Below are 15,839 nucleotides of genomic sequence, written 5' to 3' on the forward strand. Positions count from 1 at the left end.
CGGCGCAGGCGGCGCGGGCGGCTCGAGCACCGGCGGCGCTGGCGGCTCGACCGGCGAAATGGTTGCCGGCGCAGGCACCGGCGGCTTCGGCGGCGCCGGCACCGGCGGCGACGGCGGCACCAACAACGTGACCGCGGGTTCCTTCGACATGTCGAACTCGATGAGCAACATCGCCCAGTCGGCGGCCGGCATCTCGATCATCAGCCAGAACAACGGCTTCTCGTCGCTGATCCAGCAAAGCGTCAACGTTCAGTCGAACATGAACGTCGGCGGCACGACCCCAAGCGGCCAGTAATCAAGAGGTCTGAGCAGCAACCGCGCAAGCGTCCGCAGACCGGACGCTTGCGACCCGCCACGCGGCGCTCCCCGCGTGGCGGCTTTTCGAGCGAGGCATCATGAAACGGATTACCCAGATTAGCGCTCTCCTGCTGGCGGCCTGGATGGCGCTGCCGGTGGCGGCCCAGGCCGCGGAACCGGCGCAGCTGCCGGTGGTGGTGGGCTTCCTGTCGAAGGTGGAAGTCGCGCCGAGCCGGGAAGACGACATCGCCAAAGGCTGGGGCAAGGCGACCGACGCCGAGGAACTGGGCGGGCTGCGTGGCGGCGCCGACATCGTGACCACCGAGGCGACGCTCGGCGGCACCGTCGGCAATAACACGGCCACCAACGTGACCACCGGCTTCAACGTCATCGACAACGGCTCGTTCGCGAATTCCTCGGGCCTGCCTGTCGTGATCCAGAACTCCGGCGCGAACGTCCTGATCCAGAACGCGACCGTCATCAACCTGCAACTGCAATAGGCATGGGAAGAGAATGAAGCACGGGATCTTCCTCGCCGCCCTGTGCGGCGTCCTGCTGGCGCCGGCTCCGGCGCCAGCACTCGAACTGGCGGTGGTCGGACGCGTCAACGTGCCGGTCACCAGCCTCAAGGACATCAAGTTCCAGCGCACCACGCGCCAGCAGTACGACTACAGTTGCGGCGCCGCCGCCGTGTCGACCCTGCTGTCGCACCACTACGCCACCCCGACGCCGGAACAGGACGTGTTCCAGGAAATGTACGAAAAGGGTGACAAGACCAAGATTCACAAGGAAGGCTTTTCGCTGCTCGACATGCAGCGCTTCCTGGCCGCGCGCGGCTTTCGCGCCGACGGCTTCAAGCTGCCGATCGAAAAACTGATCGCCGAAAAACTGCCGGCCATCGTCCTGATCACCGACCGCGGCTTCAACCACTTCGTGGTCGTCAAGGGCTTCGAGGATGGCCGCATCCTGATCGGCGACCCGTCCACCGGCAACCGCGTCGTGAGCATGGAGCGGTTCCAGGAAATCTGGCGCAACAAGATCCTGTTCGTGATCCACAGCCACAAGGACGGCATCGCCTTCAACAATCCGGCCGACTGGCGCGGCGCCCCGCGCGCGCCGCTGGGCACCGGCATGCACCAGGACCAACTGAGCGCTTCGCTGCCGAAGTTCGGCCCGGGCGATTTTTGACAAGGATTTGATATGCGCTGGCCCACCATTACCTTTCACCGCATCGCCTTGCTGGTCGCCCTGTGCGCCGCAGGCGCTGCGATGCCGATCGTGCAGGCCGCCGGCCCGAGCGGCTTCGGCGCGCCCGTCGATGCCGCGGAACTCGACACCATGCGCGGCGGCTTCGAGATCGCGGGCGGCCTGTCGCTGTCGCTCGGCATCGAACGCGTGGTGTCGGTCAACGGCGAAGTCCTGGCGCGCACCAATATCGCCATTCCCGACCTCGCCGCGATGACCGGCGACCAGGCGCGCCTGGCCCAGAATGCCCTGGGCGCGGCCCAGCTGATCCAGATCGGCGGCAACAACTATGCTGCGGCCGACCTCAACCTGCCCAATGGCGCGACCTTGCTGCAAAACACACTCAATGGGCAAGACATCCGTACTGCCACGACCATTACGTCGACCGTGAATAGCATGTCCCTGCTAAAAGACATGAATTTCCAGAGCACGATTCGTGACGCAGTAGTACGTTCCCCGGGAACACTGTAGCATTGCAATATTGTCAATAACTGGAGATCTGGATGTATTCACATGTCGCGCGGCTTGGCGCCGCCGGCCTGGCGGCCGCCCTCCTGGCGCCGCCCGTGCTCGCTCAACAACCTGCGGCCGAGCCTGGCACACAGGACCGACAGACCGAACTGTCCCAACTCAAGGACGAACTGGCCGAACAGCGGGCAATGGTGAACCGTCTGATGCTCGAACTCCAGGCGCAGCGCGAGCAGCTGCAACGCATGCAGGTCCGGGACGTTCCCGCGGCCCCGGCGCTGGCGGCGCGCGAGCGCATCGTGGAAGAAACCACCCCGCTGTCGGGCGCGCCGTTCGCGGTGCCGACGGCGCTGGCCGACGGCGTCCTGCTGTCGCAGCAGCGCGGCACGGGCATGTCGATGCAGGCGCCGGTGGCCCAGCCGCCGGTGCTGCCGCCGGCCGAAAGCGGCGTGGCGGCCCCGCTGCCGCCGCAGCCGCGCCCCAACCAGCCGACCCTCCCGGCGCCCGCTCCAGCCCAGGCGCAGACCCAGCGTCCGGCCCAGCAACAGCAACCGCAGACGGCGCAGAACAACAATCGCCAGGAACCGAACCGCCCGCCCGAAGTCGCGCCGCTCGGCGACCAGCCGGGCGTGCTGACCCAGCGCGGCACCTATGTGCTCGAGCCGTCGGTGCAGTACGGCTACTCGTCGAGCAACCGCGTGGCCCTGGTCGGCTACACCGTGATTCCCGCGATCCTGATCGGCCTGGTCGACGTGCGCGAGATCAAGCGCAACACCTTCACCACCGCGATCACCGGCCGCACCGGCATCAACAACCGGATGGAAGTCGAGGTCAAGGTGCCCTATGTGTACCGCTCGGACGCCACCGTCAGCCGCGAGCTGTTCACCGGCACCGCGGTCGAGCGCGTGTTCGACACCAGCGGCAAGGGCCTGGGCGACGTCGAGGTCGCCGGCCGCTACCAGCTCAACAACGGCGGCCCGGACCAGGGCTATTACATCGCCGGCCTGCGCTACAAGAGCCGCACCGGGCGCGACCCGTTCGAAGTCGTGACCGACTGCGACCAGCGCTGCATCGGCGAGAACGTGACCGGGACCGGCCTGCCGCTGGACCTGCCGACCGGTTCCGGCTTCCATTCGCTGCAAGGCACGCTGACCTGGTTGTATCCATCGGACCCGGCCGTCTTCTTCGGCAACCTGAGCTATGTGCACAACTTCAAGCGCGAGAACGTGACGCGCCTGGTGCGCAACGGCGTGCGCGAACCGCTGGGCGAGCTGGAACCGGGTTACGTGCTCGGCTTTAACTTCGGCATGGGCCTGGCGCTCAACGACAAGGCTTCGCTCAGCCTCGGCTACGACCACAGCACCATCGCGCGCATGAAACAGAACGGCCAGCCGGTGGCCGGCTCGGTGCGCACCCAGCTCGGCACCCTGCTGCTGGGCTACTCCTACCGCCTGAGCCCGAAGCGCACGCTGAACATCGCCGTGGGCGCCGGCGTGACCCGCGACACCCCGGATGTCACCCTCACGCTGCGGGTTCCGATGACGTTCTGATCGGCATCAAGGTTGTGTGGGAACATGCGGCTTGGATGACTTGTGGTAAATACGAACACGATTGAAAAATCTTGCTTCCGTTTTAAGGAATTGTCCTTATAATCAGATTTGCAATGTAGAGCGTGGCCCTGGTTTCGGTCGAGGTAACGCCAACAGGGCGCATAAACGCACAATAACTTTTTGAGGGAATTAACATGGCAACTGGCACTGTAAAATGGTTCAACGATGCTAAAGGTTTCGGCTTCATCACCCCGGACGGCGGTGGCGAAGACGTCTTTGCGCATTTCTCGGCCATCAATGCCAACGGTTTCAAATCGCTGCAGGAAAACCAGCGCGTCACCTTCGACATCACCGCTGGCCCGAAAGGCAAGCAGGCTGCGAACATCCAGCCACAGGCTTGATGCAAGGCTGCCCGCCATGAGCGGGCGCGCAATGTGAGAGCACGTCCGAGGACGTGCTCTTGTCGTTTACGAGATTTATTTCTTGCGATAGCGCACCATCTGCGGCGAACGTCGTTGTCACACTGACGGGATTCCAACATCCCGCAAACAACAGACGCCATGGACTACGCCTTCATCGCCTCCGCCCTGACCGACGCCAACCGTCCCATCCGCCTGCGCCTGTGGGGTGCGGCCGGCGAATCCGCCCACGGTTTGCTGGTCAAGCATGCCAGCGGCAGCGAAGCAATCGACGGCGGCGTCGAGTACACCTTGCTCTGCGTGTCCCGCAGCGCAGGCTTGCCGCTCAAGGACTTCATTGCCAACCCCATCGAACTGCAGTTCGTGACCGACGACGGCGCCCTGCGCTGCGTATGCGGCCTGGTCGCCGAAGCCGCCGAGGGACAGGGCGACGGCGGCCTTGCCACCTATCACCTGAGGCTGCGCGACGCCCTTTCGCTGCTCGACCAAAGCTGCAATACCCGGGTTTTCCGCAATGCCAGCGAAGTCGACATCACCCGCACGCTGTTGGGCGAATGGCGCCGCGCCAATACCGTTGCCGCGCTGGCGTTCGAGTTCGACCTGAGCGCCCTCCGGAGCTATCCGGCGCGCGCCTTCACGCTGCAGTACAACGAGTCGAGCGCGGCGTTCCTGCGCAGGCTGTGGAAGCGGCGCGGACTATCGTGGTTCATCCGCGCCGGATCGAATGACGCCGGGGTGCCGATCCACGTGCTGGTCCTGTTCGACGACGCGCTGGGCCTGGGGCGCAACGCCGCCGGCGACATCCGCTTCCACCGCGACGGAGCGACCGAAACCTGCGACACCGTCATCGCCTGGCATGCGGTGCGCACCTTGACCGCCGGCGCGGCCGAGCGCAGCAGCTGGGACTACGTCAATGCCCGGCCCGCGGTGAGCGGGGACACCAGCATGAACGACCAGGGCAAGCTGGGCAACCGCTTCGCCGCCTCGCTATGCGACTACCTGATCGATGTGCCGCATGCGGGCGACAGCGCGGAAGATTATCGCGAACTGGGACTGGCGCGTATCCGGCGCCATGAATACGAGGCGAAGATATTCCATGGCCTGGGCAGCGTGCGCGCCATGTGCGTCGGCGAATGGAACGGCATCCGCGGCCATCCGGAACTCGACCGGCATCCTCCGAAGGAACGCGAGTTCGTCATCACTGCACTGCACATCGAGGCCGAGAACAACCTGCCGAAACCGCTCGACGACATGGTTCGCCGCCTGTTCGCCCTCAATCGCTGGCAGGGCGGCGGCGGCCTGCTCGCCCAGGCCAGCGCCGAACGCGGGATGCGCTACACCAACCGTTTCAGCTGCGTGCGGCGCGGCATCCCGATCGTGCCGGCCTACGATCCGCGCATCGACTTGCCGCGCACCGACCTGCAGTGGGTGACCGTGGTGGGGCCGGCCAATGACGAGATCCACTGCGATGCGCTGGGGCGCGTCAAGATCCGCTTTCCCGGATGCCGGCCAGCCGATCACGCCCATGCCGACGGCGCCGGCGCATCCGACACCGACCTCGACTCGGCCTGGGTGCACGTGGCGACGCCATGGGCCGGCGCGCAATACGGATCGATCTCGCTGCCGCGCGTAGGCCACCAGGTGCTGTGCGCGTTCGTTGGCGGCGATCCGGACAAGCCGCTGATCGTCGGCCGCGCGCATGGCGGGCGGACACCGCCGACGTCTTTCGACCGCCGCAGCAGCCTGCCTGGCGACAAATACCTGAGCGGCATCGTCAGCAAGGAAGGCCGGGCGGACCGCTACAACCAGCTGCGGCTGGACGACACGCCGGGCGAGATCAGCGCCCAGCTCGCCAGCGCGCACGGCAGCAGCCAGCTCAACCTGGGGTATCTCACCCATCCGCGCCGCGCCGGATCGGGGCAGGCGCGTGGGCAGGGATTCGAACTCACGACCGACGACAGCGGTGCGATCCGGACCGCCAAATCGCTCTTGATCACGGCCTGGAAACGGCTCGAAGCCTGCGGCGACCAGCTCGGGCGCGAGGAACACCTGGCGCTGATGCAGGATTGCCTGGACCTGTTCAAGTCGCTGGGCGAGTATGCGGCGCAGCACCAGGGCTTACCGATCGATCCGGCGCCGCAGTCGGCCTTGAAGAACGATCTTGCCGCAGAGGGTGGGGGCAAACCGACGCTGAGCGTGACTGCCCCGGAAGGCCTTGCGTTCAGCACGCCGAAGACCATCGTCAGCTATGCCGGGATCGACCTCGATACGGTCGCGCAGCAGCACATGCAGCTGACCAGCGGGCAGCGTTTCAACCTGAACGCCGGCAAGGGCATCTCGCTGTTTTCGCACATGGACGGCATTCGGCAGATCGCCCACAAGGGCAAGTTCATCATGCAGAGCCAGCACGACGACATGCAGGTCGACGCGGCCAGGGATCTGAAGGCAACGGCGGGCCAGCGCATGATCTTCATGGCCGAGAAGGAGATCACCTTCATCGTCAGCGGCGGCGCCTATCTCACGCTCAAGGGGGGCGCGGTCGAAGTCGGCGGGCCAGGGGCGATCACGATCAAGACCGACGGGCATCACTGGGACGGACCGGCGAGCGGCAAGGCCGAGTTGCCGACCTTCGGCGAAGGCACGTTCGAGCGCACGCCGCGGTTGCTGCGCGCCACGGACGGCGAACCGGTCGAAGGCGTGGACGTGCGCGTGGCGCGCGCGGACGGCGGCACGCTCGCCGGCCAGACCAATGCGGCGGGCGAAGCCGAACCGGTGAGCGCCGATCACGTGCAGCAAATGAAGGTGACGTTCCATACGAGCGAGGGTTGAAGACGATGACACTTCCACTGACCGACAACGGCAAGGGTGGCTGCGGCCCGCTCGACGATCCCGGAACCATCGTGCTGGGCGAAGGCAGCGGCTGCACATTCCTGAATAGCAAGCATCTCGACGTGATCATGCAGTTGCCGCTGCCCGGGATCGTCATCTTCGTGCATGGCGTGAACTCGGACGGCGAATGGTATGCCCAGGCCGAGGAAGGCTTGTGCACCGGACTCAATGACCGCCTGAAGCGGTGCGACGAGCACCTGGCGTATCCAACCGTCGAAGGTGGGCAAATGCGGCCGGTGCGCTACATGGGAGAATTGACCGATGACGGCTTTCTCAACCCTGACCGCAATACCGCGAGATTCATCGAAGAAGGCGAGCACTTTTCGCCGGTGATCCAGTTCCGCTGGGGCTACAAGGCCAGCGCCTCGGAACTGCAGCTGTTCGGCAATGCCGTCTACCTGAACGAGGATAACTACTGGGGCGGCGGACCGTTCGCGAATGGCTGCACCGCCCTGCCCGACCTGTGGAGCGCCGGCCTGTCGGACCAGCTGTTCCTGTGGCTGCACATCCAGCACATGAATCCGACCAACGACCGCCAGGTGTATGCCTGCCCGCCCCGGCCCTACTACGTGGTGGCGGCGCTGCGGCTGGCGAAGCTGGTCGAATCGATCCGCAAGAAGCAGGCCGACGTCCCGATCACCATCGTCTGCCACAGCCAGGGCAATATGATCGGCATGGCGGCGGCCTTCCTGGGCGACCGGCTTGGATCCGTCACCGATGCCGCAGGCAAGACCGGCCGCTGCGTGGCCGACAACTACGTGCTGTGCAATCCGCCCTACAGCCTGGTGAAAGACAACGGCGCCCAGGACTGGGTCGAGCGCAACCTGGTGGACCCGCGTGGAAATTGCGGACGCCAGACCTCGGAGGCGCGCATCGGCACACTGCGCACGTTCTTCGAGATCGTCGGCCGGCAAAAAGGCGCGGCGCAGCCGGTCGCCACCATCGACCGGGCCATGGCCAACAAGGCGCATGGCTTCGATGCGCAATCGGACCGGGACCGGTTCGGCTTCGGCGACGCCCGTTCCACCCATGGTCGGGTCACCCTGTACTTCAACCCGCACGACCAGGTGATTTCGGCATCCACGATCCAGGGCATCGGCTGGCGCGGCCTGAGCCAGAGCGAGATCGATGCGACGCATGGCGCCGGCGTGTTCAGCCAGCGTGTGTTCGCGCAGGGATTCGACGTCGGCAAGCAGGGTAGTTACGACATGTGGAAGGACCAGCACAACAAGCCGGCCGCCGGCACCCAGGCATTCTGGTTTCCCGAGTCGCCGAAGGCACGCTATTCGCTGAGCAAGGGGCTGGAAGCGAATGCCAGCATCGTGGGCAAGGTGTTCACGATCGCGACGGCGCCGTTCATGTACATCGTGACGGCGCTGGCTGGCACGCGCATCAATGCGATGCCACCGAAGGGCTGGACGACGCCCCTGCGCGCGCCAGCCCTGCAACCCACCTTCAAACCGGCCGCGGTGCGATTCGGCGTGGCCAGCGCCACGTTCGACCAGGGCATCGACATGCCGGGAGCATACCGCGCCAGGGACCGCAAACGCGAGGCGGACGACCCCTATGCCGACGACCGCGCGGTCGAAAAGCAGCACCTTGCCTATGCCGATGGCGCGACCACGGATGCGGCGCAGGGCGATACGGCCAGCGAGGCGGCGCTGAAGTACGAACACCACGCGATGCTCAGGATGCAGGCGAAGCGCGATGGTTTATACAGGAACGAAGCCAAAGTGACCGAGGAGGACGAGCCTTCGACCGCCAGCGCGAAATACACCGCGTGGCGTAACGAGAAGATCCGCGATTCTCTGGCGAAGAGTATCGATACCCATGCGACGGATCACTCGACGATCATGACCAATCCGGCGCACGCGCGGGGAGCGCTGGCGTATGACGTGGCGATCGGGGTTTGCCGCATTACGGAGAAGGATATGCGCAAACTGCGCATTGCCGCCGATTGGCGTCTTATGCCTGATGAAGCAATAGATGAAGATCAGGAACTTTACGAATACTTCGCATCCGGGCTGATTGTCGACGATTCTCCTTTGGAGTGGGCATCTTCCCCTGCAAGCCCGGGGCGGATTCCGGAAAAAATCACGAACAAGAGGTGACTATGATGTATGCAAAAAAGATCGCCCTTTCAGCAACACGTACAACGACCAGAAAATCTGTCCTGGTGCTGCTGACATTCATTCTGGCAGCGTGGATTTCACTCATGACAACCTGGCGAATCGAGTCGGATTCGTCGAGAGTCCTTACCGATGGAGAACTCATGATCCGCTTGGCCGTGCTACCCGCATTCATTTCTGCGTTTGTACTACTTCTGACAACCGCGTGTGCAAGACTTCCCGCCAAACCTGATGCATCTGCGGTATCGGCGGCACAGATCCAATCAGGGCCATTTCAGGCACAAGTCGTAGGACTTCAATGGATGAACCCATTGCAGCGCAAGGACTATCCAACGGAGTGGCAATTACTCTGGACGCTAGGACTGGTCAAGCCGAATGTCGATGACGATATGGTAAAAAAGAACCCTAAAAGGTATGGCTCTTTCCAGGTTGTCGGGTCGATCGTAAATGGTAGTGATGGCGAAGCGTCATTTAAGTTCTATTTCCATGGTTACGTTAAGACGCTGGTCTATTCTTATCGCGACAAGTATTTCAGTGATGAGAAATACTTCTACAACGCACATGCAATCAAGGATAAATCCACACGGCGCGAGCTCGCCGGAATCCGCGTCGAGTTCGCGCTTCCGGAAGGACAGCTCGATCCTTCCGAAGAAACCATATTCATCCGAACCGCGATCAAACGAGCTTTCGACATCGGCAATCCCAATTTCCCCAATTCGTGGACCCGTGACACGCTGCCCGATGTCCGCATCACCCTGGGCGGTGCCAACGCCGGCTTCACCTCGCTGACCCAGGGCCTCGACTATCTGCGGCAACACCCGTCGGAAACCGTGTGGGTCATGAACTGGGACGCCCCGAGTCGCCCCCTGGACGAACAAATCAATGAAAACATCGTCCTCCTCGTCCTGGCCGGTCCCGACTACAAGACCGGCCGCGCGCCCCTGGCCTGGCTGTCCTATCCGGCGCAAACCAGGGTGCTGGATGTCGCAACGGACGACGGCACCCCGCGCCAGGTCCACGCCTGGAAAACGGCGCTGGAGCAAGCGGCACGAAACGCAGGAAAACGCCCGACCGACATCGGCTTCGTGATCCACGACGCCAACAGCACGCACCCCCAGTCCTCCGAGCGGCTGGCGGGCCTCGCCCGCACCGTCACCGAAAACATCCCCGATTTGGATTTCATGACGCAGACCTTCAACACGTCCGCCCTGCTGGGTGAAATGCGCGCCGGGAGCGCACTGACCAATGTCGCGCTGGCCATCGGCTACGCCAATCACATCGGCAAGACGGTGCTGGTCGCAGGCACCACCGACCTCGAGCGACCGACAGCCACCGTGGTTACGCCCCCTGCCGTCGTACGCCCCATCGACGCCAATGCGCCCTGGTTCCGCGCGCGCGGTGCGAACAACGCCTTCATGACGTGGTGGGGCTTGCGCCACGATGCGCGCCCGATCATGCAAGGCTATTCGCAATAGCCGCGAGCAGGAGTCATCGCCATGCGCAAGGTCATCCGCCTGAACGACCCCACCACCCACGGCGGGAGAGTGGTCGCGGCAGCATCGAAGACGACGGTCATGGGCGTCAGGGTCGCACGCAAGGGCGACCGCTGCTTCTGCCCGATTCAGGGCCACCAGAACTGCGTCATCGCCGAGGGCGACCCGAAGGTCACGATCGACGGCGTTCCAGTGGCCTTCGAAGGACACGCCACCAGTTGTGGCGCGAAATTGATTTCCACGGCGCCGAAAAGCGGCCGTGGTTGATTCAGCTTACTTGCAGCCGCAGCTGCCCGACCCGCAACCGCCGCCGCCCGACTTCGCCGGCGCCGAACCCGGCAGAATGGTGCCCGGCGCGCGGCCGGTTTCTTCGTCGAAGCCCGCGGCCTGCAGGCGCGCCACGTACTGCTTCCACAGCGACTCCTGGCTGCGACCCAGCTCGTACAGGTAGTCCCAGCTGAAGATGCCGGTGTCGTGGCCGTCCGAGAAGGTCGGCTTGATCGCGTAGTTGCCGACCTGCTCGACGTCGGCGATGCCGACTTCGCGCTTGCCGACCTGCAGCACTTCCTGGCCCGGGCCATGGCCCTTCACTTCGGCCGACGGCGAGTACACGCGCATCAGTTCAAATGGAATCGAATAGGCGCTGCCGTCGTCGTAGGCGACGTCGAGCACGCGCGATTTCTGGTGGACGGTGAGTTCGGTTGGATTAGGCATGAATCTTTTCTCTGTCAGTTGAAACGGCGCGCGATGGCGGCGCCCAGTTGTCCGGCCAGCGCGCGGCGCGCGGCCAGGGTGTCGGCTTCGGTCTCGCGCACGGCCTGGGCCCATACGGGCGCCGGGAAATGCGCGTCGTCCGCATAGCGCGGAATGATATGCCAGTGCAGGTGCGGCACCACATTGCCCAGGCTGGCCACATTGACCTTCAGCGGCTGCATGACTTCGCGCACCGCTTCCTCGACCAGGAACACGGCCTCGTTCACCAGCAGCCGGTCGTCACGCGACAGATCGCTCATCTCGCGCACGTGGTCGTGCCAGATCACGCGGCAAAAGCCGGGGTAGTTGGCGTCGTCGACGACGATGACGCTGAACTTGTCGCCGCGCCATACGGTCGGCACGGACAGCTCGCACAGCTCGCAGCCAGCTTCCCGCGTCATACCAGCACCCTTTCGATGCCGCCGTTATTGGCGCGCGCCACGTACTCCGGCAGCCAGTTCTCGCCCAGCAGGTGCTTCGCGATCTCGACCACGATGTAGTCGGCAGTGGTGCCCGAATCGTCGTTGTAACGGCTCAAACCCTGCAGGCAGGACGGGCAGCTGGTCAGGATCTTGACGTCGCCCGTGAAGCCGTCCGCGCGCAGCTTGTCCGCGCCCTTGACCATCTCGACTTCCTTGCGCGAGCGCACCTGGGTCGAGATGTCGGGACGGGTCACCGCAAAGGTGCCCGACTCGCCGCAGCAGCGGTCGTTCTTCTCGATCCTGACGTTGTCGACCGTCGAGACCAGCGCGTTGACCGTCTTCATCGAATCCTGCAGCTTCATCGGCGTGTGGCAGGGGTCGTGGTACATGTAGCGGGTGCCGTTCACGCCCTCGAGCTTGACGCCCTTCTCCAGCAGGTATTCATGGATGTCCATGATGCGGCAGCCGGGGAAGATCTTCTCGAATTCATAGGTCGCGAGCTGGTCGTAGCAGGTGCCGCACGAGACCAGCACGGTCTTGATGTCGAGGTAGTTCAGCGTGTTGGCCATGCGGTGGAACAGCACGCGGTTATCCGTCATCATCTTGTCGGCCTTGTCGTACTGGCCGGCGCCGCGCTGCGGATAGCCGCAGCACAGATAGCCCGGCGGCAGCACGGTCTGTACGCCGACTTCCCACAGCATCGCTTGCGTGGCCAGGCCGACCTGCGAGAACAGGCGCTCGGAGCCGCAGCCCGGGAAGTAGAACACGGCTTCGGTGTCGGCCGTGGTCTTCTTGGGGTTGCGAATGATCGGGACGATCTTGTCGTCCTCGATGTCGAGCAGCGCGCGCGCCGTCTTCTTCGGCAGGTTGCCCGGCATCTTCTTGTTGACGAAGTGGATCACCTGCTCGCGCACCGGCGGCTTGCCCGTGGTCGGCGGCGGCGATGCCGTCTGCGGCTTGGCCAGGCCTTTCAACAGGCGGTTGCCCATGCGCTGGGCCTTGAAGCCCAGGTCGACCATCGCCTTGCGCGTGGCGTTGATGGTGGTCGGATCGGTCGCGTTCAGGAAGAACATGGCCGCGCGGTTGGCCGGCTTGAAGCTGCGCTTGTCCATCTTGCGCAGCAGGTTACGCATATTCATCGACACGTCGCCGAAGTCGATGTTGACCGGACAGGGCGTGACGCACTTGTGGCACACGGTGCAGTGATCGGACACGTCCTCGAACTCTTCCCAGTGGCGCAGCGAGACGCCGCGGCGGGTCTGTTCCTCGTACAGGAAGGCTTCGATCAGCGCCGACGTGGCGAGGATCTTGTCGCGCGGCGAATACAGCAGGTTCGCCTGCGGCACGTGGGTGGTGCACACGGGTTTGCACTTGCCGCAGCGCAGGCAGTCCTTGATGCTGTTGGCGATTTCGCCGATATCGCTCTGCTGCATGATCAGCGATTCGTGGCCCATCAGGCCGAACGACGGCGTGTAGGCGTTGCGCAGGTCGGCGTGGGCGCCTTCGAGGTTGAGCAGCTTGCCCTTGTTGAAGCGGCCTTCCGGATCGACGCGCACCTTGTAGTCGCGGAAGTCCTGGATCTCGGAATCAAGCAAAAATTCCAGCTTGGTGATGCCGATGCCGTGCTCGCCCGAGATCACGCCGTCCAGCGAACGCGCCAGCTTCATGATGCGCTCGACCGCTTTGTGCGCGTCCTGCAGCATGGCGTAGTCGTCCGAGTTCACCGGCAGGTTGGTGTGGACGTTGCCGTCGCCCGCGTGCATGTGCAGGGCGACGAACACGCGCGAGCGCAGCACGCGCTTGTGGATCGCGACCGCTTCGTCGAGGATGCACTGGTAGGCGGCGCCGTTGAAGATCTGGCGCAGCGGCGCGCGCAGCTCGGCCTTCCACGACACGCGCACGGTATGGTCCTGCACCGCGTCGAACAGGCGCGCATCGGGCTGGATCGCCAGGCGCTGCGTGATCGCTTCGTTTAGGTGGTCGAGGCCCAGGCTCTGCAGTTGCTCGCGCACTTCACCCAGCGGCGCATCGAGGTTGGCCAGGATGAAGGTCCAGCGCTTGTCGACCAGGTCGACCAGGGCGCGCGCCTGCAGCGGGCGGTCGCCCATGATCTCGTCGCGGTCGACCCCGTCGCCGCTGGCGTCGTCGCTCTTGGCCAGCGGCAGGTGGTCGCTCGCCAGGTAGGCGCGCAGCTGGTCCACCAGCTGCAGCTTGTTCTTGATCGACAGCTCGACGTTGATGCGCTCGATGCCGTCGGTGTACTCGCCCATCCGGTTCAGGGGAATGACCACGTCTTCATTGATCTTGAAGGCGTTGGTGTGGCGCGCGATGGCCGCGGTGCGGGCGCGGTCGAGCCAGAACTTCTTGCGCGCCTCGGGGCTGACGGCGACGAAGCCCTCGCCCACGCGGGTGTTCGCCAGGCGCACCACTTCGGAGGCGGCGACCGCCACCGCGTTCTCGTCGTCGCCGACGATGTCGCCGAACAGCGCCATCTTGGGCAGCACGCCGCGCTTGGACTTGGTGGCGTAGCCGACCGCGCGCAGGTAGCGCTCGTCCAGGTGCTCGAGGCCCGCCAGGCGCAGCGTGGCAAACGCCGGGTCGCCGTTCTTCGGCAGGCTGTCCAGGTAATCCTTGATCTCGACGATCGACGGGATCGCGTCGCGCGCCTGGCCGAAGAATTCCAGCGCCACCGTGCGGGTGAACTTGGGCATCTTGTGCAGGATCCAGCGGCTCGAGGTGATCAGGCCGTCGGTGCCCTCTTTCTGGATGCCCGGCAGGCCGGCCAGGAATTTATCGGTGACGTCCTTGCCCAGGCCTTCCTTGCGGAAGCGCCTGCCCTCGATGGTCAGGGTCTCGGTGCGGAACGGCTGGCCTTTCGGGGCGCCCTTGAGCGACGGGTGCGTCCATTCGAGCAGGAACTCGGCCGTCGGCGCGTCGTGGATCTTGCCCAGGTTGTGGTTGATGCGGGTGACATCGAGCCAGTCGCCATTCGGGTCGACCATGCGCCACGAGGCCAGGTTGTCGAGCGCCGTGCCCCACAACACGGCCTTCTTGCCGCCCGCGTTCATCGCGATATTGCCGCCCACGCAGGACGCGTGGGCCGAGGTCGGGTCGACCGCGAACACGAAGCCGGCCTTCTCGGCCGCCTGCGAGACGCGCTGCGTGACGACGCCGGCATAGGTGTGGATGGTCGCGTACTCGCGGTTCAGGCCCGGCATGGTCGTCATCTCGACCTCGCCGATGCCGATCAGCTTTTCGGTGTTGATCACGGCCGACATCGGCGTGAGCGGGATCGCGCCGCCGGTGTAGCCGGTGCCGCCGCCGCGCGGGATGATCGTCAATCCGAGCTCGATGCAGCCCTTGACCAGGCCGGCCATTTCGTCCTCGCTGTCGGGCAGCAGGACCAGGAAGGGATACTCGACGCGCCAGTCGGTGGCGTCGGTCACGTGCGAGGTGCGGTGCATGCCGTCGAAGCGGATGTTGCGCTTGTCGGTGTAGGCGCCCAGCACCTTGGTGGCGCGCTTGCGCAGGTCGTAGGTCTCGGCGAATTCGCGGCCGAAGTCGTCCACGGCGCGGCGCGCGGCGGCCAGCAGTTGTTCGACGGCGGCGCTGCGGGTGGCGACCATCTCCGGATCCCCGCCGTCCAGCGCATCGACCGTGGTGCGGCGCTTGTCGATCTCGGCCAGGCGGTGGTGCAGCGCTTCGATCAGCTTGGCCCGGCGCTTCGGGTTGTCGAGCATGTCGTCCTGCAGGTAGGGATTGCGGCGCACCACCCAGATATCGCCCAGCACCTCGTACAGCATGCGTGCCGAACGGCCGGTCTGGCGCGCGCCGCGCAGGCTGTCGAGCAGCTCCCACGATGACTCACCGAGCAGGCGGATCACGATTTCGCGGTCCGAGAACGAAGTGTAGTTATAAGGGATCTCGCGCAGGCGCGCGGGTGCGTTGTCGGCAAGCAGGGTATGGATGTGTGCGGGGGCGTTCATGAATTCTGGTCGACGATCGGACAGGCCCGAAGGACGTTCATTCTAGCTTATTGCGATGCACCACGCTCGGCTAATGCCCGGGCCGCCATTCTGCGGCGCGAAACAAAATGTCTATACTATTTTGAAAGTGCAAACTTTATTTGCCTGCAAGGCTTCTGATGCAACGTTTATGAGCCAGCGCGACCCGA

General features: G+C 64.6%; 12 protein-coding genes and 1 pseudogene. 10 read left to right on the forward strand and 3 right to left on the reverse strand.

The features are described from left to right. The 10 genes and pseudogenes from HMPREF9710_RS01600 to HMPREF9710_RS01645 form a co-directional block, all read left to right on the forward strand. Nucleotides 1-295, forward strand: a pseudogene (locus HMPREF9710_RS01600) (hypothetical protein); the annotation flags it as partial. Between the two features lie 100 nt (nt 296-395). Further along, nucleotides 396-797: a hypothetical protein gene (locus HMPREF9710_RS01605; RefSeq protein ID WP_005663278.1), complete on the forward strand. Its 402-nt coding sequence runs from the start codon at nt 396-398 to the stop codon at nt 795-797. A gap of 13 nt (nt 798-810) precedes the next feature. Beyond that, nucleotides 811-1,485: a C39 family peptidase gene (locus tag HMPREF9710_RS01610; protein ID WP_005663279.1), complete on the forward strand. Its 675-nt coding sequence runs from the start codon at nt 811-813 to the stop codon at nt 1,483-1,485. Nucleotides 1,486-1,497: 12 nt separating this feature from the next. Beyond that, nucleotides 1,498-2,013: a hypothetical protein gene (locus HMPREF9710_RS01615; RefSeq protein WP_005663280.1), complete on the forward strand. Its 516-nt coding sequence runs from the start codon at nt 1,498-1,500 to the stop codon at nt 2,011-2,013. Between the two features lie 32 nt (nt 2,014-2,045). Further along, entirely contained in the window at nt 2,046-3,560 is a 1,515-nt protein-coding gene (locus tag HMPREF9710_RS01620) for a hypothetical protein (RefSeq protein ID WP_005663282.1), read from the forward strand. Between the two features lie 194 nt (nt 3,561-3,754). Further along, nucleotides 3,755-3,961 carry a cold-shock protein gene (locus HMPREF9710_RS01625; RefSeq protein WP_005663283.1) on the forward strand — a complete coding sequence of 69 codons (207 nt, stop codon included), beginning with the start codon at nt 3,755-3,757 and terminating at the stop codon, nt 3,959-3,961. Nucleotides 3,962-4,120: 159 nt separating this feature from the next. Beyond that, nucleotides 4,121-6,808, forward strand: a complete 2,688-nt coding sequence (locus tag HMPREF9710_RS01630) for a type VI secretion system Vgr family protein (protein ID WP_005663285.1) — start codon at nt 4,121-4,123, stop codon at nt 6,806-6,808. Nucleotides 6,809-6,813: 5 nt separating this feature from the next. Then, nucleotides 6,814-8,979 carry a T6SS effector phospholipase Tle3 domain-containing protein gene (locus tag HMPREF9710_RS01635; protein WP_005663286.1) on the forward strand — a complete coding sequence of 722 codons (2,166 nt, stop codon included), beginning with the start codon at nt 6,814-6,816 and terminating at the stop codon, nt 8,977-8,979. A 2-nt stretch (nt 8,980-8,981) separates the two neighbouring features. After that, nucleotides 8,982-10,472: a hypothetical protein gene (locus HMPREF9710_RS01640; RefSeq protein WP_229409708.1), complete on the forward strand. Its 1,491-nt coding sequence runs from the start codon at nt 8,982-8,984 to the stop codon at nt 10,470-10,472. 21 nt (nt 10,473-10,493) lie between these two features. Next, nucleotides 10,494-10,757: a PAAR domain-containing protein gene (locus tag HMPREF9710_RS01645; RefSeq protein WP_005663289.1), complete on the forward strand. Its 264-nt coding sequence runs from the start codon at nt 10,494-10,496 to the stop codon at nt 10,755-10,757. 6 nt (nt 10,758-10,763) lie between these two features. Here the strand turns inward: HMPREF9710_RS01645 and HMPREF9710_RS01650 are convergent, their stop codons facing one another. The 3 genes from HMPREF9710_RS01650 to HMPREF9710_RS01660 are packed head-to-tail and all read right to left on the reverse strand — an operon-like array spanning nt 10,764 to nt 15,651. After that, nucleotides 10,764-11,204, reverse strand: a complete 441-nt coding sequence (locus HMPREF9710_RS01650; protein ID WP_005663292.1) for a gamma-butyrobetaine hydroxylase family protein — start codon at nt 11,202-11,204, stop codon at nt 10,764-10,766. 14 nt (nt 11,205-11,218) lie between these two features. Next, nucleotides 11,219-11,644 (reverse strand): HIT family protein, encoded by a 426-nt coding sequence (locus HMPREF9710_RS01655; RefSeq protein ID WP_005663294.1) that lies wholly within the window; start codon nt 11,642-11,644, stop codon nt 11,219-11,221. Then, nucleotides 11,641-15,651 (reverse strand): DUF3683 domain-containing protein, encoded by a 4,011-nt coding sequence (locus HMPREF9710_RS01660; protein ID WP_005663295.1) that lies wholly within the window; start codon nt 15,649-15,651, stop codon nt 11,641-11,643. The genes HMPREF9710_RS01655 and HMPREF9710_RS01660 overlap by 4 nt, the downstream gene beginning before the upstream one ends. Between the last annotated feature and the right edge of the window lie 188 nt (nt 15,652-15,839).

This window comes from Massilia timonae CCUG 45783, from assembly GCF_000315425.1.
GTDB lineage: Bacteria > Pseudomonadota > Gammaproteobacteria > Burkholderiales > Burkholderiaceae_D > Telluria > Telluria timonae.

Excerpts from the sequence above, each read along its gene's own strand:
- HMPREF9710_RS01605 (WP_005663278.1), top strand. The coding sequence starts at position 396 with ATGAAACGGATTACCCAGATTAGCGCTCTCCTGCTGGCGGCCTGGATG.
- HMPREF9710_RS01610 (WP_005663279.1), top strand. The coding sequence starts at position 811 with ATGAAGCACGGGATCTTCCTCGCCGCCCTGTGCGGCGTCCTGCTGGCG.
- HMPREF9710_RS01615 (WP_005663280.1), top strand. The coding sequence starts at position 1,498 with ATGCGCTGGCCCACCATTACCTTTCACCGCATCGCCTTGCTGGTCGCC.
- HMPREF9710_RS01620 (WP_005663282.1), top strand. The coding sequence starts at position 2,046 with ATGTATTCACATGTCGCGCGGCTTGGCGCCGCCGGCCTGGCGGCCGCC.
- HMPREF9710_RS01625 (WP_005663283.1), top strand. The coding sequence starts at position 3,755 with ATGGCAACTGGCACTGTAAAATGGTTCAACGATGCTAAAGGTTTCGGC.
- HMPREF9710_RS01630 (WP_005663285.1), top strand. The coding sequence starts at position 4,121 with ATGGACTACGCCTTCATCGCCTCCGCCCTGACCGACGCCAACCGTCCC.
- HMPREF9710_RS01635 (WP_005663286.1), top strand. The coding sequence starts at position 6,814 with ATGACACTTCCACTGACCGACAACGGCAAGGGTGGCTGCGGCCCGCTC.
- HMPREF9710_RS01640 (WP_229409708.1), top strand. The coding sequence starts at position 8,982 with ATGATGTATGCAAAAAAGATCGCCCTTTCAGCAACACGTACAACGACC.
- HMPREF9710_RS01645 (WP_005663289.1), top strand. The coding sequence starts at position 10,494 with ATGCGCAAGGTCATCCGCCTGAACGACCCCACCACCCACGGCGGGAGA.
- HMPREF9710_RS01650 (WP_005663292.1), bottom strand. The coding sequence starts at position 11,204 with ATGCCTAATCCAACCGAACTCACCGTCCACCAGAAATCGCGCGTGCTC.
- HMPREF9710_RS01655 (WP_005663294.1), bottom strand. The coding sequence starts at position 11,644 with ATGACGCGGGAAGCTGGCTGCGAGCTGTGCGAGCTGTCCGTGCCGACC.
- HMPREF9710_RS01660 (WP_005663295.1), bottom strand. The coding sequence starts at position 15,651 with ATGAACGCCCCCGCACACATCCATACCCTGCTTGCCGACAACGCACCC.